Below are 22,890 nucleotides of genomic sequence, written 5' to 3'. Positions count from 1 at the left end.
ATTATGAATGCAAAAAAAACAAATAGAATTGCTACTGGCGTGATTTATTTCTTAGTTGGAATCGTTGTACTTCTTTTGGTTGGTATTCTTGGTAATATCTTAGTTTCGGGATTACCGCATTTATCGTGGCATTTCTTGAGTTCAGAATCGTCCTCTTTTGAAGCAGGCGGTGGAATTAGAGACCAATTATTTAATTCTATCTATCTTTTATTACTTACCTTACTAATTTCTATGCCAATTGCACTCGGTGCTGCCATTTATTTAGCCGAATATGCTCCTGATAACTGGTTCACTCAGTTAATCAGAACCACGATTGAAATTTTGAGCTCTTTACCTTCAATAGTTGTTGGTCTGTTTGGCTATCTTTTATTTGTGGTTCAGTTCGGATTTGGCTTTTCAATTCTCGCTGGCGCTTTAGCACTAACTTTTTTCAACTTGCCAACTCTTACTAGTAATATTGAAGAAGCCATTAAAGGTGTTCCTCAAACTCAAAGAGAAGCTGGCTGGGCTCTGGGTTTATCTAATTGGAAGACCATTCACGGCATTGTATTGCCAGCAGCCCTGCCAGGAATAATTACTGGTGTTATTTTGAGCGCTGGACGTGTTTTTGGTGAAGCTGCAGCTTTGATTTATACCGCAGGGCAAAGTGGTTCAACGGTTGATTATTCTAACTGGAATATGTTTAGTCCTACTAGTTTTTTGAATGTAATGCGTCCAGCAGAAACGCTAGCTGTACATATTTGGAAAGTAAATACTGAAGGGATAATTCCGGATGTGAATGTGGTTTCAGCTGCTACTTCTGCTTTGCTAGTCATTGTTGTCATTATCTTTAACTTCGGTGCTAGAGCACTAGGAAACTGGATCTATAAACGGCTTACTGCCGCAAGAATAAAGTAAAGGGGTTCTTATGGAAAATTGGCAAAAACAAAAAACCTACATTAAGACCTTTCCTGAAGATGACTGTGCAATTTCAACTACTGATTTGAGTGTTTTCTATGGTGGTACAGTTCAAAAGTTGTTTGATGTTAGCTTAGGCTTTAAGAAAAATACAATTACTGCATTAATAGGAGCATCTGGTTCAGGTAAATCAACATTTTTGCGTTCACTTAATCGTATGAATGACCGGGTAGCACGAGTTGACGGCAAAATTATGTTTCATGGCCTTAATGTTAATCAGAACAAAATTAATGTTTATGAATTGCGGAAGGCAATTGGAATGGTTTTTCAAAAGCCTAATCCTTTTCCGAAGTCAATTAGAGAAAATATCACTTATGCCTTAAAAGCAAACGGTCAGCAGAATAAAAAGAAACTGGATCAAATTGTAGAAGAAAGTCTCAGAGCTGCGGCTTTATGGGATGAGGTAAAGGATAAACTCGACCAAAGTGCATTGGCACTATCAGGGGGTCAGCAGCAAAGACTATGCATTGCGCGAGCGATTGCTCTAAAACCCGAAATTTTACTTCTTGACGAGCCTGCTAGTGCTTTGGATCCTGTATCTACTGCTAAGCTTGAAGATACTTTAAAGCAGTTGAGAAAGAAATATACCATGATTATGGTAACGCATAATATGCAGCAGGCTTCAAGAATTAGTGAATATACAGCATTCTTTCACTTGGGACATGCGTTAGAATATGATACTACTACAAATATTTTCACCAACCCTCAAGGTGAAATTACTGAGAAGTACATTCAGGGTAGTTTTGGATAAAGGTGGCGTTATTGATGACAAATGTGATGGAGGCTAAAAATGTTAAACTTAAGTATGGCAGTTTTGAAGCTTTACATGGTATAAGTTTAGCTTTTCCCGCTCAAAAATTGACTGCCTTAATTGGACCATCTGGCTGTGGCAAATCTACCTTTTTGCGCTGTTTAAATCGTATGAATGATGATATTGACGATATTAATATTACTGGTGAGATACTTTTGGAAGGAAAAGATATTTATCATTCTCATATTGATTTAGTTGCTTTACGTAAGAAGGTGGGAATGGTGTTTCAACAGCCCACGCCGTTTCCGTTTTCCGTCTTTGATAATGTAGCTTATGGTTTACGCATAGCTGGTGTTAAAGATAAAGATTTGATTGAACAGCGTGTTGAAGAAAGTTTGAAGCAAGCTGCAATTTGGAATGAAACTAAAGACAGTTTGCAGCGTAATGCTCTTGCTTTTTCAGGAGGACAACAGCAACGTATTTGTATAGCTCGGGCTCTGGCAATCAGACCGGAAGTTGTTTTACTTGATGAGCCGACATCTGCTTTAGATCCAATATCAAGTTCAGAAATTGAAGAAACGTTAATGGCTTTGAAACAGAAATATACTTTTATTATGGTGACACACAACTTGCAACAGGCGAGTCGGGTTTCAGATCAGGTAGCTTTTTTAATGAATGGTGAATTGATTGAATCAGGTTCGACACAAGAAATGTTCTTGTCACCTAAAAAAGAAATGACAAACAATTATCTTAACGGCCGTTTTGGCTAATTTTGGAGGTGGATTATGCACGAAATATTTTTAGATGAACTGAAAAAGTTGAACGCTCAGTTTATGGAAATGGGAGTCTTGGTCAATGATTTGATTGACAAGGGTACGCGTTCATTCGTTGAACATGATAAAAAGACGGCGCAAGAAATGATTGCCGAAGACAAGGAAGTCGCAAAAGAAGCAGTTAAAATTGAAAAAAAGGCTTTGGAATTAATGGCATTGCAACAGCCGGTTGCGACAGATTTTCGCGTTGTTATTAGTATCTTAAAAGCTACAACGGACTTAGAAAGAATTGGCGAAAATGCAAACAGTATTGCCGTTGAAACTGTCAGAGTCAAAGGTAATCCACGTCTGCCAGAAGTTGAAAAAGTAATTTCCAACATGACCCATCAAGTGCGTGAAATGTTGGTACAAGTGTTAACTGCTTATGTTCAAGAAAATGAAAAAGATGCTAGAAAAATGGTACTTGGACATGCTAAGGTTTTTAAAGATTATAAGAATGCCAGACAAATGATTATAGATGGTGTAGAACAAGAACCTGACGCCGCTGTAGCTTCTGCCAGTTACTTTGTTATCATCAGATTACTAGAGAGAATAAGTGATCATATTGTGAACTTGGCCAGTTGGGTAATTTACAAAACTTCAGGTGAATTATTTGAGTTAATTAAACCTAAAAAGAAATAATTGACTTGCATTTAAAATATAATCCTGTTATATTTAATAAAGTAAATTCTACCTAAGACTCGGGTGGCATGACGCCTTAATTTCCCGCCGAGGCCAGAAGATATTGATGAGTTTAAAGCTCCATGTCTTTCTTGGCATGGAGTTTTTATTTGGGCCTGATGGAATTTATTATTAAATTTGATGGAGGTGAAATCGATTGAGTAAAGCTGCTATTGCTGAAAAAGAAAAGTTTGTTGATGCGTTTGCTGAAGAACTTAAAGCTGCTAAAGCAATCTTAATAATTAACTACTTGGGTTTAACTGTTGAAGAAGTTACTAACATGCGTAAGGAACTTCGTGAAAACGATGTTAACATGAAGGTTGTTAAGAATACTTACTTAAGACGTGCTGCTGCTAAGGCCGGTATAGAAGGTCTTGATGAGACTTTTGTAGGTCCTACTGCTGTAATTTATACTGATAATGCTGATGACATTACCGAACCAGCTCGTATCGTTTCAAAATACGAAGATGATTATGATGTTATCGACATTAAGGGTGGTATGTTAGAAGGTAAATTGACTTCTAAAGAAGAAATCAAGGAACTTGCTGCCATTCCTGGTCGCGAAGGCTTACTGTCAATGCTTGTTTCTGTATTACAAGCCCCTGTTCGCAATTTCGCATATGCTGTTAAGGCTGTTGCTGATTCAAAAGATGAATCTGCAGAATAAATAAAATAATTTATATCTAAAATTTCGGAGGATAAATAAGTATGGCTTTAGATACTGATAAGATTATTGAAGACTTAAAAGGTGCTTCAATTCTTGAATTAAATGACCTGGTAAAGGCTATTGAAGATGAATTTGGTGTTTCTGCTGCTGCTCCAGTTGCTGCTGCAGGTGCTGCAGGCGGCGAAGCTGCTGCTAAGTCAACATTTGATGTTGAATTGACAGAAGCTGGCCAAGAAAAAGTTAAGGTTATTAAGGCAGTTCGTGATATTACCGGACTTGGTCTTAAGGACTCAAAAGATCTTGTTGATGGCGCTCCTAAGAACGTTAAGGAAGGCGTTTCTGAGGATGAAGCTAACGACATTAAATCTAAGCTTGAAGATGTTGGTGCTACAGTTACATTGAAATAATTGTAGTCCAATTGGACAAGTTAAAAAAAGGCGTATTTGCAATTTGCAAATACGTCTTTTTATTTTTCAAGAGATTTTATTAAAATTGGACTTAAGCTAAAGGCTTTTAATAATTTTTTTACATAATTCTTCTGACAATACCATCAGGATAGTGAACTGATAAATACTTTGAATTGCGTGAGTTCCAGAAATTGTCTTGCAGACTGGAAACTCCAACCCCACCGTTGTCAGTGTATGGACTATCATGTAAAAATAATCCTTTTCCGAGGTACATTCCAACATGGGCTAAATGACCATCGTCTTTATCATCGAAGAAAATGAGATCGCCACGTTTTTTGTTTTTATAATTAACGGGTTTGCCATTATAACATTGACTAAATGTGGTTGATCCTAGATGATGGCCTGCTTTAGTAAAAAGATAATTCATAAAACTAGAACAGTCAAAATGTCTTGATTTTTCGTCATATTTGGAATGACCAATCATTTTTTCACCGATTTTGATAGTGCGTTCAAGAGACTTTTTGTTGCCTTCTAGAGCCTTTAAATTATATTTGATATTTTGGCCTAAAATCCAATAATTTTGTCCCCGATGTTTAAAACGATAATATACTGCATACAAGTTAGTATGGGCAATCATATTGACATGAACCCATTTATTCTTCAAATGCAAATTTTTGCTAGTTCCTATTTTTCTGGCATCATTAGTGTGGGCAGGTAAGTTATACAATTTGGCATTTCTGACAATTTTCATTTTATAATTGATTTTATTTTTAGTTAATAGAAACTGATTGAAAGCTTTTTTATTTAACCATCCGTACTTTGTTTTAACAAAAGTCCCTTTGTTAGTTTTGGCTAATTTGCTGTAACTAATTTGTCTTTTATACCAATTTTTGGCTGAAAGCTTTTTGCCAGTTAATGTTTTACTAAAGCGATAATGGGTTTGGTAAATTTTACCACTACCTTTTTTCTTAGAATAGACAACCTTTGGCACTTTTTTGTGCTTTTTATTAGTGTTAATTGCCCCGTTTGAACCAGAGTTATTATCGTTCGTATTAGAATCTTCTATCTGATTATTGTCAGAATTAGAATCATCACTAGTGTCAGAATTAGATTGAGTTTGCTCTTTTTGCTCATTGTTCTGCTGATCAACAATACTTGGTGTATTAGTAGTTGCAGCAGAAACTCTTTCATTAAAAATAAATGTGCTCATAAGCAATATGCTGATAGCCACTAAAAATAATTTGGATTTGCTTAACATTTTAGCTCCAATCAATTTTAAAAAAATTTAACTACATTTACCATTTTATAATATAATGAAATTTATAGTTAATTAATTTTAAAATATCACTTGTAATTTTAAATTTGAAAATGTTTAGGGAGGTATAGGTGCAAGTCAAAAATAAGTTTATTTTTGGACTTTTTTCTATAATAGCAGCTTTTTTGTTAGCGCTTCTGTAGTTCAGGCTGATGAAACCATTCAAATTGACAGCAATAGTGCAAACAATAAAGTGGATCAAAAAACTAAAAAGAAAAAACATAAAACTACAGTTTATAGTCACAATCAAGACCAATCAGTTGGCAAATATACTAAGTATATTCATGGAAAAAAGCCTAAAACCAAAGCAAAAGCTTACCTAGTTTTGGATCGTAAGACTGGAGAAATACTGTTGGCAAAAAATGCGAAGAAGTGCTATTTAACAGCATCTACTGGGAAACTAATGACAATTTATTTAGCCAGACGCAAGCTTGCCCGTAATCCGCATGATTGGAAAAAAAGCTCAAGTTTTCCAGCCCTTTGGTAAAAATGGCCAAGAATCCCAACCTTAACTGCTTTCATGTAAAAAAAGGAAAAAAGTATACTGTCAAAGAGATCATGTCTTCAGCAATAATTGATTCCGACAATAACTCTGCAATTCGATTGGGTCAATGGGTTGCAGGTTCAAATAAGAAATTCATCACAATGATGAATAAACAAGCAAAGCTATGGCATCTTTCTGCAAATTTCGTATCAGCTTCAGGGCTTGAAAACAGTGATTTAGCACCTTATGGGTATTATGTTAAAGGTGCTTGGAGTTCAGGAAACTTATTGTCAGCAAAAGATCTAGCAATAATTGGTTATCATGTTGCTCATGATTATCCCAGTTTGATGAAATTTTTTGCCACACCTGAGATGTATGTGGCAGGCCAGAAATTACATAACTATAATGATACGTTACCTGGTCGTAAGTATAACGTTAAATCCTTAAAAACAGACGGTATGAAAACAGGTTGGACGCCACGCTCAGGCTATTGTTTTGTTGGTAGCTATAAAAAAGGCACTGGAAGAATTGTAGTTGTACTGCATGACAAAAATGAGTTTTCGGATGCCAATAAATTAGTAAAATTTACGTATAAGCATCGTAGTTAGTCGACATATTAAAGAAGGTGAGTAATAGATAGTGAAAATAAAAAAGAATAAATTTGTAATAGTTTGCTTTTTAATTATTATTGGCGGATTCATATTAAATTTTGGGCAAAAGAAAATCTTTGCAAAATCCGTTAGTGAAATTCCACGAGAATATATGCGTAAACCGATTAGTTATACTAAATCTTCTGAAATTAAACCATATCCTCAAGGGATGAGCGCTAAAAAAGATAAGATAGTAGTTTCATTAAAAAAGCAACGCGCGTATTTGATTCGTGGTCACAAAACCAGATACGAATTTTATGTTTCAACTGGAGCACATAACTCAACACCTAAGGGACATTTTCGTATTAATACTTATCGGGCACCGTGGTTTTATTCTGCCAGTGAGAAAATGGGTGCAAGATTTGCAGTAGGTTGGCTGCAAGGTGGTTTATATCTTTTTCATGAAAATCCGCGGAATATTCATCATAAATTAATTAAAAAGGTAGCTAACAAATTAGGTAAAAAGCCAACCTCTCATGGTTGTATTCATTTAAGCACAAGCGATGCAAAATGGTTTTATCAAAAAGCACCAACTGGACTAAGAGTTATTATTAAATAAAGGAGAAAGCAATGAAAAAATTTAATTATCGTAAAACTGTCGCAGTACTATTAACTTTTACAAGCATGGCAAGCGGTCTGTCTTTTGGCTCAACGACCACAGAAGCTAAGAAAGTTTCCAGCAGTGTGGTTTTGAAAGCACCAGCTGTTAAAAGGGTAAAAGTCAAAAAAAGAACATATTACTATAATAAAAAAGGCAAGAAGTTAAAGAAAAAGATTTTAAAAAAGGGCAAGAAGCTAACAGTTGTTAAAAAAGCTAAGAAAATAAAAGGGAAAAAATTCTATCTTGTAACTAAAAATAGATTTGTTCTGGTAAAAGATGTTGCAAATATTAAGTCAAAAGTTAAAAAGCCACAAAAACAGCCTGTAAATCAACCTACTCAATCTAATTCAGGTAATTCTGCCAATCCAGTAGATACTAATAAACCAGCAAGTTCAGCTAATACAGGCACAACACAACCTGCTCAAAATAATTCCTCAATTGCTGATTTTTCAATCAGTGAATTTAGACAGGAATTCTTAAAAGAGTTGAATAATGAGAGAACAAAACGTGGGTTAAGCCCAGTGACGGAAGATTCTCATCTGGATGAAGTTGTACAGGAAAGAACCAAATTATTGCCTGATAATTTTTCCCATAATGATTCTGCCGGTAATTTTATTTTGAATGATTTTTTCAATAAAGCAGGTATCGTGCGTAAAACTACTGCTGAATGTCTAGCAATGTTTCCTTGGGGTGCAACCATAGATCGCTCAAATAACGAGCTGATTAATGCTAAAAATACTGCAAGCAGTGCTTTGGTTGCTGATAACATGCTTTATGAATATATTTATAATGATGCGCAGTCTAATTGGGGACATCGAGATATTTTGCTTGCTCCTAACGATAAAACAATTGGTCTTGGTGCGTTAGCAGATAAAAAGAGTGGCCAGATTTTTTCTTCAGTTGGCGTTATATATTAAAGACGTATTTTTAAAAGCTATCTAGTGGCAATGAATTAGTATTGTTCTAATAAGTTGTTTAATTAATAGTTCTAATATGTCCAACAAACTGAATATATCCGCAATATAACTCATATTATTAAAGGTAAATATAATGAAAAAAAGATATATTTTTTGGCTAGTATTTATTATTTCATTGTTTGAGACTCAGGCAGCAAATACCGTAAAAGCGGACTCCAGTGGCTATTCTGAAGATACTACAGTTAATGCTCAAAATAATAATACTAATGATAAAAACAAATCTGATATCAAAAATAATGATAATGCTGGTTCTAGTGCAAATGATAATAAAACCGTAGATAGTAATAGTGACCAAAATAAGCAGAATACTGATAATGAAACGCCGAAAAAAGAGCAAAATAAAAAGACTCCACAGGTAAAACCCAAAATTAAACAGGGTTGGATCAAAAGGGGAAAGAAAAAATATTTTTACAAAAATAACAAAAAAGTCAAAGGACTTGTAAAATTAAAAAAATACCATTACTTGTTTAATAAACACGGTGTTTTGCTAAGTGGACTAAGAAAAACACCGCGTAAATCTACCTACAGCTACTATATGACTAACGGTAAAAGAAGTGAGAAATCAGTATCTACCAAGAAAGCCTATTATTGGATTAAAAAGGGAGTAGTCAAGGGCATAAAAAACTATGCTAAATGTATTTGTCAAAGACCGGAATTACCAACTGGGTGCGAAATGACAGCAGCTACAATGATGATTAATTTTGCTGGTAAAAAAGTGTCTAAATTAAAAATTGCTAATGAAACTCCTCGTAGCAGTAATCCCAACAAAGGTTTTATCGGTTCTCCTTACAAAGCTTATCCGGCAGGCTATTGGGTAGCACCTGGTGGATTAAAGGGCGTTGTCAAAAAATATCTGGGCAAGGCTAAAATTATGACTAGTTGTGGGTTAAGTGCAATTAAAAATAAATTGCTACACTCTCACTTAGTAGTTGTTTGGGTTAATGGTATGGATGGTTTTTCTAATCATGCACTTACTTTGACTGGATATCATAATCAACAACTGTACTACAATGATCCGTGGACAGGGACCAAAGCTCAAATTAATAGTGCTGACTTCATCAGCTATTGGAGTCGAGATGGGTACAGAGCGCTGAGCTATTAAAATGTTTTAACGCTCTAATAATAGTTTTATGATATTATTATTTTGTATCTTATTTTTTGAAAAAGAGGAAAGAATATGAAATATAAAAAGCAATTATTTTTGGGCATTGCTGCTATTACTCTAATTGCAAATATTGGTACTACTTCAGTTGTTAGTGCACAAACTAGTGGATCACCAGTAACTGATGAATCACAAAATAATCAAGATAGTCAGTTAACTAATGATACCAATGAGACAAATAACGCTGACGGTTCTAACCAATCTGATAATACAGGTGATACTGAAAATTCGAATAAACCCACAGAAGAGCCTAAAGCACCTGAAAAAATTAAAACCAAATTTAACAAATTACATACAAGATTTAAATGGACAGCGGGCGATAAAATTACTGATCAAGTAGCATTAAATAGCCATGAAAAAAGATCAGTCAGTTTGCAAAAATGGAACGGCAAAAAATACGTTAATGTTCAAAAGTTTTCAACAAATAAAGAGGGAACCTTTAAAATAACTTATCCTTCATCTTGGTATCATCACAAACATTCAACCTGGAGACTTTATGCTCCTAAAACAAAAGATGCTACAGCAGCTAAGAGTAACAAAATTACTATAAATACTGTTAGGCGTTATCAAATACCAAAAAGGTATCGCCAATTACATATGAAGAGTTTGCATCTCAAGGGTTTCTATACCAGTCCACTTGATAAAAGCTTAAACTATGCTTCTACCAGAAATGATTATGTTAATGCTTTTATCAAGCGTGGTTACCAATATAAGAATGCTGGTACAGCTTGGGTTGATTTTACTACTAAAAAACCAGGAACCTCTGTAGATTGTTCTGGTTTAGTAATGCAATGTATGTATGCAACAGGAATTGATCCCTCTCCTGCTAACCCGAGATGGCATGCTACTCATGAATGGGGCTGTCGTTCATTTGTTCAAAGTCCGACTTTGCAAACGGTTAGCCTTAATAAATTAAAGCGGGGGGATTTAATTTTTTATGGTCAACCAAAGCCAACTTGTTATCACGTAGGGATTTATTTAGGCAATAATAAAGTCTTACATTCTTGGCCTAATGCTGGCGTAACAGTATGGAATGCCAATTTCCGCCCATACTATTATGCTAAACGTGTATTTCCAGTAACAAAAATTCAAAAGGTTCATCAAATGTCATAGAAAAATTTAAGCTATTTTTTCAGAATGCTTAAAATGAATTTTTAGCACTAGACTATTTATTAGTTTAGTGTTTTTTTGATTAATGTAGTACAGGCATAGTGCGAAAACATTGATGGAAAAATTATGCTTAACGTATATATTTATTCTTGTATATACTAAAATAAATTGTTTTTAAAAAATTATCAAATTATAATGTGATTTATGTTGCTTAATTAAAACTTAAGAAATAAAATTTAAGGTGCAACTAGTTAATATAATTTTAGATGAAGGAGAACTTTAGAAATGAACTCTAATTATAATAAAAAGCATCAATTGAGCAGAAAATTAATATTAAATGCCACAATTTTAGGACTACTTGGGGGAACTGCCTTAACTATTTTGCCAAAGCAGTCACAAAGCATTCAGACAGTTCAAGCAGCTTCAGCAAAAAAAGCTAAGTTGACAAAGAAAGCATATATTTATAATAAAAAAGGTCACCGCTTAGAATTAAAAGCTTACAAAAAGGATAAACGAGTAAAAGTTTATGGCACAAAATATATTAAACATCGTAAATATTACAGAATAGGCAGTGGTTTATACATTGTCGCTGCAAATGCTAAATTTATAAAGTCTAAATTACCAAACAATGTTTCAAATTCTAAAGATAACAATAGTTCTACTAGTAAGCCCGTAGAAGACGATTCTTCATCAAGTAAATTATATAAAGTGGGTGAATTTGGTGATTGTAACTTAACATATTCTCCAGCAACTAGGACAGTACACATTTCTGCGTATGGTGAAAATAATACTCTTGGTGATTATAACGATGGTATTGCTGAAAAAATAAACGGTGCAAAATTAAATAGAGGTCGGAGCTTAGCAATTAGCGAAGTAGAACACATTAGTATAGATACAAATGTTTCTTTAAGTGTAGATTATGCAGGGAGCACTTTTGCTAACTTTGCGAATTTGCGTGACATTACTGGTCTCGAAAGAGTATATGCTGGACAATGTAAAAACTTTGATGAATTATTTGCTAATGATCCAAAGTTAGAAAAATTAGATCTTAGTAGTTGGGATCTGTACGCTTTAGAACATGAAGATGACGTTACTACATCAAATATGTTCTTTGGTGATAGTGGTTTGATTGAGCTCAACTTAAATGGCTGGGATATCAGTAATTTATCAGATACTAAAGGCATGTTTGACGGCGTTAACCCTTCAATTATTAAAGGGTTAATTCGTTAGTTTCTAATTGTAGGTTAAGATATAATCCAGTTTTAGTATGGGTTACTTTGAAACTAAAAAATTAGCCAAAAAATTTAGCAACTATAATTTCAATAATATTAAACGTCCTTTGAGGTAAAAATGAAGCATCTTAAAACTGCCAAAATTTTGGCTTACATAACTATAGGGTTAGTCAGTCTAGCCTTGCCGTTTACTGCAAAAAGTTCTGAAATAAAGGCTTCCTATAATGAATACAATTTTCATAGCCTTAAGCATCTAATTCCAAAAAAACATCCTAAAAAGTATGATTACTGCTATAAATTACAAAAAAAGGCCTCTAAAAAAGCCTATGCTAAGAATCCTTGGATTCATATGAATGGCTATGTTGTCACCGATCATAGTGGATATACCAAATACACTAAAAATATGAAACCAGTTAAATCTTCATATTATCCGAGATTTAAACAATTAAAGGCTCACGCGGTTAGTGCAGACTTTTCAAAAGGTAACTTCATCATGCACTATAAAACTAGGGATAATGCAATAATTCATGGCATAGCTTTTAAGAAAAAGCAGAATATCAAGGTCAAAAGAATTAAATTAACTCCTAACATTTTACTTAAAGCTTTTTATAAAGACTTTATTGATCCAAAAGGTGGTTTTAAATTAAAAAAGGGTAACGAAACAGATTTTCTTGCATCTAAAAAGCAAAAACACTTTTATCAGAATTGGAAGATTGATACCTCTGATACTATGAAAGATACCGTAGCTGATTTTATGGATACAGTTCGTTTTGGTGATGTTGAGATAAATGATCCCAGTTACGGCTATCATTATATATTCTTTAAAATAGATAAATTTAAAAAATATAAAAACTATGTGAAGTTTCGCATGCTTTACGGTATTTACTAAAACCAAGAAACTAATTATGTTGGAAAACATCTTTTAAACATAATTAGTTTTTTTATATTTGCAAAAATTTAGATGTCCGCTAAAATTATCTGGATAAGGTTTTAGAAATGAGCGAATTATGACTGAAAAACAAAACCAAATGTATTTTACTGAGAACCCCACTTCTCAGCATGATGAGCATATAATTGACTATCAAGTTAACGGCATTGATCTCAAATTTACTACTGATGCTGGAGTTTTTTCGAAATTACGCGTGGATTATGGTTCAGGTGTTTTAATTAAGAAAATGCTTGATGTTGATTTTCCTCAAAACAATATTTTAGATGTTGGCACCGGATATGGACCAATCGGTCTTTTTGCAGCTAAATTTTGGCCAAAGCAAACAGTAGAAATGATAGACGTTAACCAGCGTGGATTAGATCTAGCAAAAAAGAATGCTGAGCTTAACCATATAGATAATGTTGCTATTTTTTCCTCTGATATTTATAGCAATATTTCATCAGCAAAGAAATATGGCTTAATTCTGACTAATCCACCGATTCGAGCTGGTAAAAAAGTTGTTTCCAATATTCTGTCTGGTGCGAAAAATCATTTGGTAAGTGATGGGGTTTTACTAGTAGTAATTCAAAAAAAACAGGGTGAGCCGAGTGCCCGTAAATTATTAACAAAAACTTTTGGCAACTGTACCATTTTAAAAAGAGATAAAGGTTACTATGTTTTGCAGGCGGTGAATAATTAATGTCATTTTCAAGTGCAAAAAAAAAAGACTTTATGCAATTAGCTTTTCAGCAAGCAAAAAAAGCCCAAAATTTAGGAGAAGTTCCAATTGGTGCGATTGTGGTAGCTCCCGATGGGCAAGTTATCGGGGAAGGCTTTAATCGGCGCGAATTGGACCAAGACGCGACTCAACATGCTGAAATGATTGCTATCAGGGATGCTTGCAATAAACTTGGTACTTGGCGTTTAATAGACTGCAGTCTTTTTGTTACCTTGGAACCCTGTCCCATGTGTGCTGGTGCAATTATCAATTCTCGTCTTAAGAACGTATATTTTGGGGCACTTGACCCTAAAGCTGGTGCAGCCGGTAGTGTTGTTAACCTTTTTGATATTGAAAAGTTTAATCATCACCCTAACGTTATTCGGGGACTATACCGCGAAGAGTCAAGCCAGATGCTAAAAAATTTTTTTAAAGATATTAGACAAAAACAAAAAGCAGCAAAGGACTCCGGCAAAAATTTCGCAAATTAGTGGAAAAATACCTTAAAATACGTTAATATATCTTATGGGCAATGTTTGACCTCCAAAGCGTGTCAGGACCGGAAGGTAGCAGCACTAAGGTTGCTCGGGCATGTGCCTTTTATTAGACAATTACAAACTCTTAACTCTTTCGAAAGAGTTAAGAGTTTTTTACTAGGGAAGACTGATCAATGGCTTATCAAGCGTTATACCGCAAATGGAGACCCCGCACTTTCGATAGTGTGATTGGTCAAGATGATATTACGGATACTTTGAAAAATGCAATTAAGCGAGGTACAATCTCCCATGCTTTTTTGTTTGCTGGACCACGTGGTACTGGGAAAACTTCATGTGCAAAAATTTTGGCTAAGGCATTGAATTGTAGCAATCTGCAGGATGGTGAGCCATGCAACAAGTGTGCTAATTGTCTTGCAGCCGACAAGGGCGCGATGGCAGACATTATGGAGATTGATGCAGCTTCCAACAATGGCGTTGATGAAATACGTGATATTAGAGATAAAGTTAAGTATGCCCCAACTCAGGGCAAATATAAAGTTTATATCATAGATGAGGTCCACATGTTGTCTATGGGTGCTTTTAATGCTTTACTTAAAACATTAGAAGAACCGCCAGAGCATGTTGTTTTCATTCTGGCCACTACGGAATTGCAAAAAGTGCCAGCAACCATCATATCAAGGACTCAACGTTATAATTTTAAGCGTATAACTCAGGCTGACCTTGAACAAAGAATGAAGTATATTCTTGAGCAAGAAAAAATCAGTTATGATGAAAAAGCCTTAGCCGTAATTGCTCAGGTAGCTGATGGTGGTATGAGGGATGCCTTAAGCATTTTAGATCAGCTTTTAAGTTTTGATAAAAATAAAGTTGAATATGATGCGGCTCTTGAAATTACCGGTTTTGCCGATAAAGAAAAGATCGAACAAATTTTATTGGCAATTTTGAATAATGATGCAACTGAAGCATTGTCTTTGGCGCAGACAGAACTTGCAAATGGTGCCAGTTCAAAAAACATTTTAGATGAGCTCATTGAAATGGCGACTAATGCATTAATGGCTGTCAAAACAAAAGACAATAGTCAGAAAAACTTTTTGAATGCTGACTTTATAAAAAAGATACAAGATGTAAATTCTGACCGCTATTTTCAAGTAATTGCATCAGCTAATACTGCATTGAATGATTTACGCTATACTAATCAGCAACAGATTCCACTAGAGGTGTTTTTAGTGGAATGTGCTGGCGAACAAAATAGCAAAGTAGATTCTGAAAATGTTTTGGCTAGTTCAGAAAGTCAAAAGAATGCAAATACTGATTTGACAAGTGAATTAGAGGCACTAAAAAAGCAGGTTTCAAACTTAACTAAAAAAGTTTCTAATTTAAGCAAAAAGCAAACTCAAAATAGCGATAAGATTTTTCATCTTGATAGTGCCGTTTCTGATCGAATTGATACTAATAAAAGTAAAAATTCCAAAGCAAAAACTGCTCCCAAACCTAAAAAAACAGTCAGAAGTAGAAAAAAGGCTAATGAGCAAAATCGGAAACAGGTTTATCATGTCTTAGAAAATGCCACAAAGGATGATCTTGTAGCTATCAAAAATGTTTGGCCTGATCTGCAATCAGTTTTAGGAGTATCACAACGTGCTTTGCTAGATGTGCTAGAACCTGTTGCAGCCAGTTCAGAACAGGTAGTAATGAAATGCAAATATACTCTTTGGTTTGAAAAAGCCAGTGAAGATGGTAATTTATTAATTGTATTGACAGATGAAATTGCTAAATTTACTAAGCATAGCTATGAAATAGTGCTTGTACCTGATGAAGACTGGTCTACTGTGCGGACAGAATTTTTGCAAAAGCATGGTAAAGAACTGCTTAACAAGCAAAAACAATCAGATTCAGGACCTGAACAACACGAGTCAAGCAACCAGGTTGTAGAAAAAGCTAAAGAGTTATTTGGTGACACAGTAAATGTTAAAGACTAAAATTTAAAGGAGAAATTAATATGAGTAAAAGACCTAATTTTGGGGCTATGGGCGGCATGAATATGCAACAAATGATGAAGCAGGCTAAGAAATTGCAGGAGCAGATGGCTCAAGAACAACAAAATATTACTGCACAGGAATTTGTAGGCAAGTCAGCAGATGACTTGGTTGTAGCTACTTTTAGCGGAGATCGCAAATTGAAAAATATTACTATTGATAAAGATACGATTGACCCTGACGATCCTGACATGTTGCAAGATTTGATTATTGATGCGGTTAATAAAGGATTAGCAGAAATAGACCAAGCTACCCAGCAAAGTTTAGGCAAGTATACGAAGGGCATGATTTAATTGCAGTATCCAGCACCAATTGCGCATTTAATTGATTCTTACATGAAATTACCTGGTATTGGTGAAAAAACAGCTACAAGGCTTGCATTTTATACTTTAGATATGCCGGATGAAGATGTTCATAGTTTTAGTACTGCGTTGGCCGAGGTGAAAGAAAAACTTCATCGTTGCTCTATTTGTGGCAACATTACAGAAAAGGATCCGTGTACTATATGCAGTAATCCTGAACGTGATCAATCGACCATTATGGTAGTTGAGCAGCCAAAAGATGTGATGGCTTTTGAAGATATGGGTGAATATAGCGGGTTATATCATGTTTTGCACGGAGTTTTGTCCCCAATGGATGGTATTGGCCCAGAAGAAATTAATATTAAGTCATTAATAGTTCGTCTGCAAAAGCAGGATCGCGTAAAAGAGGTTATTTTGGCATTAAATTCAACTCCAGAAGGAGAATCAACGGCTATGTATATCAGTAAGCTGATCAAGCCGTCCGGTATTAAAGTAACCAGGCTAGCTGCAGGTTTGGCCGTTGGGAGTGATATTGAATACGCTAATTCAATTACTTTGAAACGAGCAGTACAAGGGAGAACTTCAATCTAATGGCACGTAACAAAATTAAAAATATGGGTGATGAGTGGCTCATGACCACTATTGAAAACTTACAGGAACAGATTGCTGTTCAAAAAAATCTTGATCCGACAACGCTTGATATGTCTGAAGATAATGTAGTAACAGGTAAAATTTTAAGAGCCAAGTATTCATTTTTATATGATGAAGCACGACATCGTCATACAAGATTTAGTGGTTTTACCAATGCAATTTCAGAGTAAAGTCCTTTTCCAAAAGGGCTTTTTATTTTGATAAAAAATTAAAAGTACGTTGGGGTGTTCATATAAAGAGAACTCTTGTAAAATAGAAACATGGAGAGTTTTATGAAGAGTTATTTTATCAGTTTTGAAGGACCGGATGGATCTGGAAAAAGTACAGTTTTAAAGCAAGTTGTGGCAGAAATTGCTCCTAGACTTAAGACACAATATCTAGTGACTCGGGAGCCAGGGGGATCAAAAATTGCTGAGAAAATCCGCCAATTAATTTTAGACCCAGTTAATGAAGAAATGTCTGCCAAAACTGAAGCTTTGCTTTATGCAGCTTCTCGCAGTCAGCATATGTTTGAAACAGTCATACCAGCACTTAAAGCAGGGAAAATAGTTTTTTCAGATCGTTTTGTTGATAGTTCATTGGCCTATCAAGGTGCAGGACGAGAATTAAGTATTGCTGCAGTAAAACAGATTAATGATTTTGCTACAAGTAAAATTGAACCCGATCTAACTATTTTTTTAGATGTTAAACCGCAAGTTGGATTAACCAGAATTGCTAAAGAAAGAGCCGGTCAAGAAGATCGTTTGGAACAGGAAAAATTAAATTTTCATCAAAAAGTTTACCAGGGTTATCAAAAAGTAATTAAGGCTCATCCTGAAAGAATAAAGGTAGTTGATGCAAATAAACCCTTTAATTTAGTAGTAGAAGATTGTGTTAAAATAATTGCAAACCAATTACCAGCAGATTTATTAAAGGACTGATTAAAATGAAGTTAATAGTTGCAATTGTTCAAAAAGAAGATGCTAATAGGCTGCAGCGTACCTTTGTCAAGGAAAGCATTCGTGCGACTAAGCTTGCTACGACCGGAGGATTTTTAAGTGAAGGTAATACTACTTTTCTTATCGGAATAGATGATAAACATGTTAAGCAGGTTTTGCGCATCATTAAGGAAGAGTCCAAATCTCGTGAAGAATATATGAATCCTAATTTGGTGATGACAGGTTTTGAAATGAGTAGCCAGCCAGTAAAAATTACAGTTGGGGGAGCTACGTGTTTTGTTTTGCCTGTTGATGAATTCAAGCAATTCTGATGTCCGTCGATATTAGAGAAAGAGGCAAGAAACAGTCTGAACTTTTGCGTCAAGCTTTTGAGCAAAACAAATTGGCCCATAGCTACTTATTTGTTGATGCCAATGAAGTTCAGGCATTAAATACTGCCTATTGGCTAGCTTGCCTTTTTAATTGTAGTGGCACTGAAAAACCGGATGGTACGTGTCAGAATTGCAGGCAAATTATTTCCGGCAACCACCCTGATGTACTAATGATAGAGCCTGAAGGCAAGCAAAATTTGGGAATTGATCAAGTTCGTGTTTTGAAGGAAGAACTAGCTAAAAGTCCGGTTCAAAGCAGTGTGCGCTTCTTTTTTATTAATGAAGCCCAGAAGTTAACTTTGCCTGCAGCTAATGCTTTACTTAATTTATTAGAAGAACCTATTGCTCCTGTTGTTACTATTTTAATCACAAATAATACTGATCAAATTCTGCCAACGATTCGTTCACGCACTCAAATTATTAATTTTACGCTCAAACAAAAAAAACATGACAAGAGTGAAGAATTACTGGCAAATGGTTTTAGTCCGAGTGAAGTTGACTCACTGGAAGATACAGCTGAATTAGATAAAGGAAGCAAATATTTTTACCAAGAAATGCTTGAACATAACTCACTTTCACTTGTGAGTGCACATCAGTTAGCAGAAATGGCAAAAAGCAAAAGTGAGCAAAATTACGTTCTCTTTTTACTTAAAAAATGGGCTCAAGCAGAATTAAACAGCAATAATCAAAAAAACGGGGCAAGGATGCTAAAGTATTTGCTTGAAATTGACAAAATGCAATACAGCAATGTTGGTTTTCGCAATTTACTCGACTTTCTTGCTTTACAATGGAAGCGGTAGGTGTTCATGGTGGATTCTTATTCAAAGTTGGAACAACTTCACGATTCAATGGTTAGCATGACCAAAACAATCGAAAGTTTAGAAAATAGTATTTTGGAAACGTTGAAAGAAAATACGGAATTAAAAGTAGAGAATCAATTGCTGCGTGAAAAAATGGACAAAATGAATAATGCCCACAATAGCACCGTTAAAACTCAGAGTGGTCTTGAATCTTTACGGCAAATTTACAGCTCAGGTTACCATATTTGCAATATGTACTATGGCTCTCACCGTGATCCTAATACTGACTGCATGTTTTGTTTGGATATTCTTGATAATTTTGGCGAGAAAAAGAAAAAACATTAAAGGATTGATTAAATGCAAAGGCAAAGTAGTTATGGTCAAGACAGCGGCAAACTTTATTTAGTGCCAACTCCTATTGGTAACCTTGAAGACATTACCCTTAGAGCAAAAAGAATTTTACAGGAAGCTGATTATATTGCTGCTGAGGATACTAGAACAAGTGGCATCCTGCTTGAAAAAATTGGGGTTCATAATCATATGCTTTCCTTTCACAAATATAATTCAAAAGAAAGGGCACCGGAATTAATTAAGCTAATGAAGGATGGTGCGGTTATCGCTGAAATTAGCGATGCGGGGATGCCTGTCATTTCAGATCCGGGATACATTTTGGTGCAAGAATGTATCAAAAATAATATTCCCGTAGTTCCTCTGCCCGGTGCTTCTGCATTTGCTACCGCCCTAATTGCCTCTGGCTTTGACGCCCAACCCTTTACCTATTATGGCTTTTTACCACGCAAAAAAAGTGAACAACAGCCTTTTTTTGAACAAATGAAAGAAGCACGAGCTACCTCTATTTTTTATGAAGCACCACACAGATTAATAAAAACTCTCAATAATATGTCCGCAATACTGGATTCTGAACGAAAAATTGTTGTTGCCAGAGAGCTTACAAAAATTCATGAAGAATTTATTCGTGGTACAATCAGTGAGGTTACAGATTATTTTGAACAAAATGCTCCTAGAGGTGAATTCGTTGTTTTAATCTCTCCTAATGCCGCTCAAGAAACGCAATTGTCGTGGGCCGAATTAATTAAAGCGGTGAATCGGTTGGTTGACACAGGAGAAAGTAAAAAATCGGCGATTAAGACAGTAGCTCAAGAAAATAATGTTTCAAAAAATGAGTTATATGAACGTTATCATCAAAAGTAGGTGAAAGTATGAAGTATAGTGAAAAGCATATAGTAAATTATTATGAGTGTGATGAAAATAAAAATTTGAAATTGCCTGCAATGATTGATTTAATGATGAGCGTTTCAGAGCATCAATTAGACTCAGGCAATGGCAGTACAAGTGCGTTAACTAAAAGAGGATTAGGCTGGGTTGTAACACAATATCATATTGAAGTGGCGCGTCTGCCCAGACCAAATGAAGAAATTACCATCACAACCGAACCATTCGGCTATAACCGTTTTTTAGAATATAGAAATTATGCTTTTACAGATCAAAGCGGAAATGAACTAATAACTGTTAAGAGTGAATGGGTGCTATTTGATTTAAAAACTCGTAAGCTGGTTTCCACAGACAAAGAAATGATGGCTGAAATAGGCGTTCCACTTCTAAAAAAATTACCTCGTTTTCCTAGATTAAGAGTTCAGGATAAATATCAAAAAGAGAAACAATATCGGGTTCGTTATGATGATTTAGATACAAACCATCACATGACCAATGGCCACTATTTTAACTGGTTTATTGATACATTGGATCGCGATTTTTTGAAAAATCATATTGTCAAGACTATTGATATTAAATTTAACCTTGAAGTGCGCTATGGTGAAACCCCATATTCGCGCGTGAGCGTAATTAAAAACGAAACAGGTATTAAATCTTATCATACAATTGCAGATGAAGACAAAAATGACAAAGCTGTTTGTGAACTAACTTGGCGCAAATTATAATATAATTGTTTTTTGTGTTCTTACACAAATTAATTGAAGAAAGAAAGTGCTGCAAATGACTATTAAAGAGATGCTTAAGGTCGAATTGCGTGATCTTGTCCTTTTAGGAATTATCGTGGCAATGAAAATTATTCTTAGTCGTTTTACAGTTGGAACAACTATTGTGCATGTTAGCCTGGGATTTATAGGCAGTGTGATGCTGGGTTACCTTTTTGGTCCAGTCTGGGGTAGTGTAGGCGGTGGAATTAGTGACTTAGTTTCATCAGCTCTATTTGGCAATCAAGGGGGCTTTTTCCTCGGCTTTACTTTAAGTGCCATGATTGGCCCCTTTATCTATGGTTTAGTGTTTTACCAAAAACCAGTCAAAGTCTGGCGGATAATTCTTGCGACTCTACTGGTAACTGTTTTCGTTAATATTGGGTTAAATACTTTATGGGTGCACCTTTTATACGGGATGGACTTTCGCGTTGTCCTTATTCAACGAATACCTAAAGAAGCGATTACGCCGTGGTTAGAGATGATTATTAGTTACTTTGTTTTGAACGCCATTTCACGCGTTAAAATCAAAAGGTAATTTTGAAAAGAGTATAAAAATTTTAGAATGAAAATTTTAAGTATGTCGACTGCCACAAACAATCTTAGTGTGGCTTTAAATGAGGACAGTAAAATTATTGCGGAAAAAAATGAATATGATGCCCGCAATCATAGTTCACATTTAGATCCTTTAATTGACCAAATTTTAAAAGAACATAATCTGAAATTAGCTGAAATTGATCGTTTTGCTGTTGCGATAGGACCGGGTTCATATACTGGATTACGGATTGGTGTAACTACGGTAAAAATGTTTGCCAGCATATTACATAAAGATGTAGTAGGCATTTCTACTTTACAAGCACTGGCTGCAAGTTGTGCAGAAGAAGGCACTTTAATAGTGGCTGGAATTGATGCCCGTAATGATAACTATTTTGCTGGTGCTTATATAAATAAGGAAAATGATTGGGGCCCTGAATGTGTAATACCTGATGGGCACTATCATATTGACACACTTTTAAGCGCAGTAGAAGAATATTGTGCAGATAACAATCTGGAAAATGTTATTTATGTTGGGACTGGCTTTGAAAAGCAGGAAGAGGCTATAAGAAAGACAAATATTCCCTTCAGTTTTGCCACGGAAAAACAGAATGTTGTTCATGCTGGTTTAATAGGTAAGCTGGCTCTGAATGCTAAACCTGATGACCCTGATCAATTATTGCCGAATTATTTGCGTCGCACGCAAGCTGAAATTGACTGGCATAAAAAGACAGGGGAAGCCTATAAACCAGATAGCAATTATGTGGAAGAAGTTTAAGCATTTTGGGTCTTTTTGGCTTTTAGCAAAAGGAAAAAAGTTTATTAAGTTTGTCCCAGAAAAAATCATTGTGAATCAATCTAGTCTGAGTATCAGGCAAGCCCAAGTTAAAGATATTTCTGCAATATTGTTATTGGAGCAAAGTCTTTATCAGGGTAAACAACCGTGGAATTCAATGGCTTTTCATACTGAAATAAGTAGAAATGATTCACTGTATTTAGTTGTATTGCAAACTCAGTGTGTCATTGGCTTAATTGGTGTGCATTTTGACGTTAGTAGTGCACATATTACTAATCTGATGGTTGATTCGGCCTGGCAAAAAAAGGGTATAGGTACTTATTTAATCAAAAAAGTGATTGAAATTGCTAAAAATAAAAACTGTAAAGAACTTAGTCTAGAAGTAAGAGTTGATAACTTGACTGCTCAAAATTTGTATTGCAAGTTAGGTTTTACAGTAAGTTTTGTGTGGCCTAATTATTACCAGAGTTCGCATCAAGATGCTTTTAACATGGTGCTTGAATTGACAAGTGACTAAAA

30 protein-coding genes, 1 other RNA gene and 1 other annotated feature are annotated in these 22,890 nt (G+C 35.0%); of the genes, 30 read left to right on the top strand and 1 reads right to left on the bottom strand.

Annotation, left to right across the window (positions count from 1 at the left end; translation table 11 throughout):
• Positions 1-3: 3 nt before the first annotated feature.
• The 6 genes from pstA (at position 4) to rplL (ending at position 4,275) form a co-directional block, all read left to right on the top strand.
• A complete protein-coding gene (pstA, locus tag JF76_RS06975; protein WP_045928403.1) occupies positions 4-897 on the top strand; it encodes a phosphate ABC transporter permease PstA in 894 nt (297 codons plus the stop codon).
• Between the two features lie 10 nt (positions 898-907).
• On the top strand, positions 908-1,708 hold the full coding sequence (pstB, locus tag JF76_RS06970) for a phosphate ABC transporter ATP-binding protein PstB (protein ID WP_045928402.1): 801 nt from the start codon (positions 908-910) through the stop codon (positions 1,706-1,708).
• 14 nt (positions 1,709-1,722) lie between these two features.
• Positions 1,723-2,478 carry a phosphate ABC transporter ATP-binding protein PstB gene (gene pstB, locus JF76_RS06965; RefSeq protein WP_045928401.1) on the top strand — a complete coding sequence of 252 codons (756 nt, stop codon included), beginning with the start codon at positions 1,723-1,725 and terminating at the stop codon, positions 2,476-2,478.
• A gap of 15 nt (positions 2,479-2,493) precedes the next feature.
• Positions 2,494-3,162 (top strand): phosphate signaling complex protein PhoU, encoded by a 669-nt coding sequence (phoU, locus tag JF76_RS06960; RefSeq protein ID WP_045928400.1) that lies wholly within the window; start codon positions 2,494-2,496, stop codon positions 3,160-3,162.
• A gap of 33 nt (positions 3,163-3,195) precedes the next feature.
• Positions 3,196-3,319, top strand: a sequence feature (ribosomal protein L10 leader region).
• A gap of 39 nt (positions 3,320-3,358) precedes the next feature.
• The gene (gene rplJ, locus JF76_RS06955) at positions 3,359-3,868 is read left to right on the top strand and encodes a 50S ribosomal protein L10 (protein WP_045928399.1); all 510 of its coding nucleotides are present in this window, start codon (positions 3,359-3,361) and stop codon (positions 3,866-3,868) included.
• Between the two features lie 41 nt (positions 3,869-3,909).
• Positions 3,910-4,275, top strand: coding sequence for a 50S ribosomal protein L7/L12 (gene rplL / locus JF76_RS06950; protein ID WP_045928398.1), 366 nt, complete (start codon positions 3,910-3,912; stop codon positions 4,273-4,275).
• A gap of 118 nt (positions 4,276-4,393) precedes the next feature.
• On the opposite strand, the gene JF76_RS09985 is transcribed toward rplL, so the two are convergent.
• Positions 4,394-5,533, bottom strand: coding sequence for a C40 family peptidase (locus JF76_RS09985; protein WP_052697093.1), 1,140 nt, complete (start codon positions 5,531-5,533; stop codon positions 4,394-4,396).
• Positions 5,534-5,783: 250 nt separating this feature from the next.
• On the opposite strand from JF76_RS09985, the gene JF76_RS10510 reads away from it, so the two are divergent.
• From JF76_RS10510 to rimI, 24 genes are all read left to right on the top strand, one after another.
• Complete coding sequence (locus JF76_RS10510) at positions 5,784-6,077, top strand: hypothetical protein (RefSeq protein WP_052697092.1); 294 nt, start codon at positions 5,784-5,786, stop codon at positions 6,075-6,077.
• A 2-nt stretch (positions 6,078-6,079) separates the two neighbouring features.
• On the top strand, positions 6,080-6,682 hold the full coding sequence (locus tag JF76_RS06940; RefSeq protein WP_052697091.1) for a D-alanyl-D-alanine carboxypeptidase family protein: 603 nt from the start codon (positions 6,080-6,082) through the stop codon (positions 6,680-6,682).
• Between the two features lie 31 nt (positions 6,683-6,713).
• Positions 6,714-7,283 (top strand): L,D-transpeptidase, encoded by a 570-nt coding sequence (locus tag JF76_RS06935; protein ID WP_052697090.1) that lies wholly within the window; start codon positions 6,714-6,716, stop codon positions 7,281-7,283.
• An 11-nt stretch (positions 7,284-7,294) separates the two neighbouring features.
• The gene (locus JF76_RS09975) at positions 7,295-8,242 is read left to right on the top strand and encodes an SLAP domain-containing protein (protein ID WP_052697089.1); all 948 of its coding nucleotides are present in this window, start codon (positions 7,295-7,297) and stop codon (positions 8,240-8,242) included.
• A gap of 133 nt (positions 8,243-8,375) precedes the next feature.
• Positions 8,376-9,404, top strand: coding sequence for a C39 family peptidase (locus JF76_RS10425; protein ID WP_045928397.1), 1,029 nt, complete (start codon positions 8,376-8,378; stop codon positions 9,402-9,404).
• A gap of 75 nt (positions 9,405-9,479) precedes the next feature.
• On the top strand, positions 9,480-10,577 hold the full coding sequence (locus tag JF76_RS09965) for a C40 family peptidase (protein ID WP_052697088.1): 1,098 nt from the start codon (positions 9,480-9,482) through the stop codon (positions 10,575-10,577).
• Positions 10,578-10,859: 282 nt separating this feature from the next.
• Positions 10,860-11,804: an SLAP domain-containing protein gene (locus tag JF76_RS06915; RefSeq protein ID WP_045928396.1), complete on the top strand. Its 945-nt coding sequence runs from the start codon at positions 10,860-10,862 to the stop codon at positions 11,802-11,804.
• A 120-nt stretch (positions 11,805-11,924) separates the two neighbouring features.
• Positions 11,925-12,695: a hypothetical protein gene (locus JF76_RS06910; protein WP_045928395.1), complete on the top strand. Its 771-nt coding sequence runs from the start codon at positions 11,925-11,927 to the stop codon at positions 12,693-12,695.
• 118 nt (positions 12,696-12,813) lie between these two features.
• Positions 12,814-13,434 (top strand): class I SAM-dependent methyltransferase, encoded by a 621-nt coding sequence (locus tag JF76_RS06905; RefSeq protein ID WP_045928394.1) that lies wholly within the window; start codon positions 12,814-12,816, stop codon positions 13,432-13,434.
• A complete protein-coding gene (gene tadA, locus JF76_RS06900; protein ID WP_045928393.1) occupies positions 13,434-13,943 on the top strand; it encodes a tRNA adenosine(34) deaminase TadA in 510 nt (169 codons plus the stop codon). The genes JF76_RS06905 and tadA overlap by 1 nt, the downstream gene beginning before the upstream one ends.
• 28 nt (positions 13,944-13,971) lie before the next feature.
• Positions 13,972-14,065: signal recognition particle sRNA small type (gene ffs, locus JF76_RS10110), an RNA gene on the top strand.
• Between the two features lie 57 nt (positions 14,066-14,122).
• Positions 14,123-15,928: a DNA polymerase III subunit gamma/tau gene (gene dnaX, locus JF76_RS06895; RefSeq protein ID WP_045928392.1), complete on the top strand. Its 1,806-nt coding sequence runs from the start codon at positions 14,123-14,125 to the stop codon at positions 15,926-15,928.
• A 20-nt stretch (positions 15,929-15,948) separates the two neighbouring features.
• On the top strand, positions 15,949-16,278 hold the full coding sequence (locus tag JF76_RS06890) for a YbaB/EbfC family nucleoid-associated protein (protein ID WP_045928391.1): 330 nt from the start codon (positions 15,949-15,951) through the stop codon (positions 16,276-16,278).
• Entirely contained in the window at positions 16,279-16,878 is a 600-nt protein-coding gene (gene recR / locus JF76_RS06885; RefSeq protein ID WP_034980309.1) for a recombination mediator RecR, read from the top strand.
• A complete protein-coding gene (locus JF76_RS06880) occupies positions 16,878-17,108 on the top strand; it encodes a YaaL family protein (RefSeq protein WP_045928390.1) in 231 nt (76 codons plus the stop codon). The genes recR and JF76_RS06880 overlap by 1 nt, the downstream gene beginning before the upstream one ends.
• Before the next feature lie 102 nt (positions 17,109-17,210).
• Complete coding sequence (gene tmk, locus JF76_RS06875; protein ID WP_045928389.1) at positions 17,211-17,858, top strand: dTMP kinase; 648 nt, start codon at positions 17,211-17,213, stop codon at positions 17,856-17,858.
• A gap of 5 nt (positions 17,859-17,863) precedes the next feature.
• Complete coding sequence (locus tag JF76_RS06870; RefSeq protein ID WP_045928388.1) at positions 17,864-18,187, top strand: cyclic-di-AMP receptor; 324 nt, start codon at positions 17,864-17,866, stop codon at positions 18,185-18,187.
• A complete protein-coding gene (locus JF76_RS06865) occupies positions 18,187-19,047 on the top strand; it encodes a DNA polymerase III subunit (RefSeq protein ID WP_045928387.1) in 861 nt (286 codons plus the stop codon). The genes JF76_RS06870 and JF76_RS06865 overlap by 1 nt, the downstream gene beginning before the upstream one ends.
• 9 nt (positions 19,048-19,056) lie before the next feature.
• Entirely contained in the window at positions 19,057-19,392 is a 336-nt protein-coding gene (gene yabA, locus JF76_RS06860) for a DNA replication initiation control protein YabA (protein ID WP_034980509.1), read from the top strand.
• A gap of 12 nt (positions 19,393-19,404) precedes the next feature.
• Positions 19,405-20,259 carry a 16S rRNA (cytidine(1402)-2'-O)-methyltransferase gene (gene rsmI / locus JF76_RS06855; protein ID WP_045928386.1) on the top strand — a complete coding sequence of 285 codons (855 nt, stop codon included), beginning with the start codon at positions 19,405-19,407 and terminating at the stop codon, positions 20,257-20,259.
• 8 nt (positions 20,260-20,267) lie between these two features.
• Positions 20,268-21,005 (top strand): acyl-[acyl-carrier-protein] thioesterase, encoded by a 738-nt coding sequence (locus JF76_RS06850; RefSeq protein ID WP_045928385.1) that lies wholly within the window; start codon positions 20,268-20,270, stop codon positions 21,003-21,005.
• 55 nt (positions 21,006-21,060) lie between these two features.
• Positions 21,061-21,579: a folate family ECF transporter S component gene (locus JF76_RS06845; protein ID WP_045928384.1), complete on the top strand. Its 519-nt coding sequence runs from the start codon at positions 21,061-21,063 to the stop codon at positions 21,577-21,579.
• 27 nt (positions 21,580-21,606) lie between these two features.
• Complete coding sequence (gene tsaB / locus JF76_RS06840) at positions 21,607-22,353, top strand: tRNA (adenosine(37)-N6)-threonylcarbamoyltransferase complex dimerization subunit type 1 TsaB (RefSeq protein ID WP_045928383.1); 747 nt, start codon at positions 21,607-21,609, stop codon at positions 22,351-22,353.
• On the top strand, positions 22,337-22,888 hold the full coding sequence (gene rimI, locus JF76_RS06835) for a ribosomal protein S18-alanine N-acetyltransferase (RefSeq protein WP_167594938.1): 552 nt from the start codon (positions 22,337-22,339) through the stop codon (positions 22,886-22,888). Before tsaB ends, rimI begins: the two co-directional genes overlap by 17 nt.
• The last annotated feature ends 2 nt before the right edge of the window (positions 22,889-22,890 follow it).

The sequence above is a fragment of the Lactobacillus kullabergensis genome, from assembly GCF_000967195.1.
Taxonomy (GTDB): Bacteria; Bacillota; Bacilli; order Lactobacillales; family Lactobacillaceae; genus Lactobacillus; species Lactobacillus kullabergensis.
The sequence above is the reverse complement of the archived record's forward strand: the minus strand, read 5'-3'. Positions and strand labels throughout refer to the sequence as shown.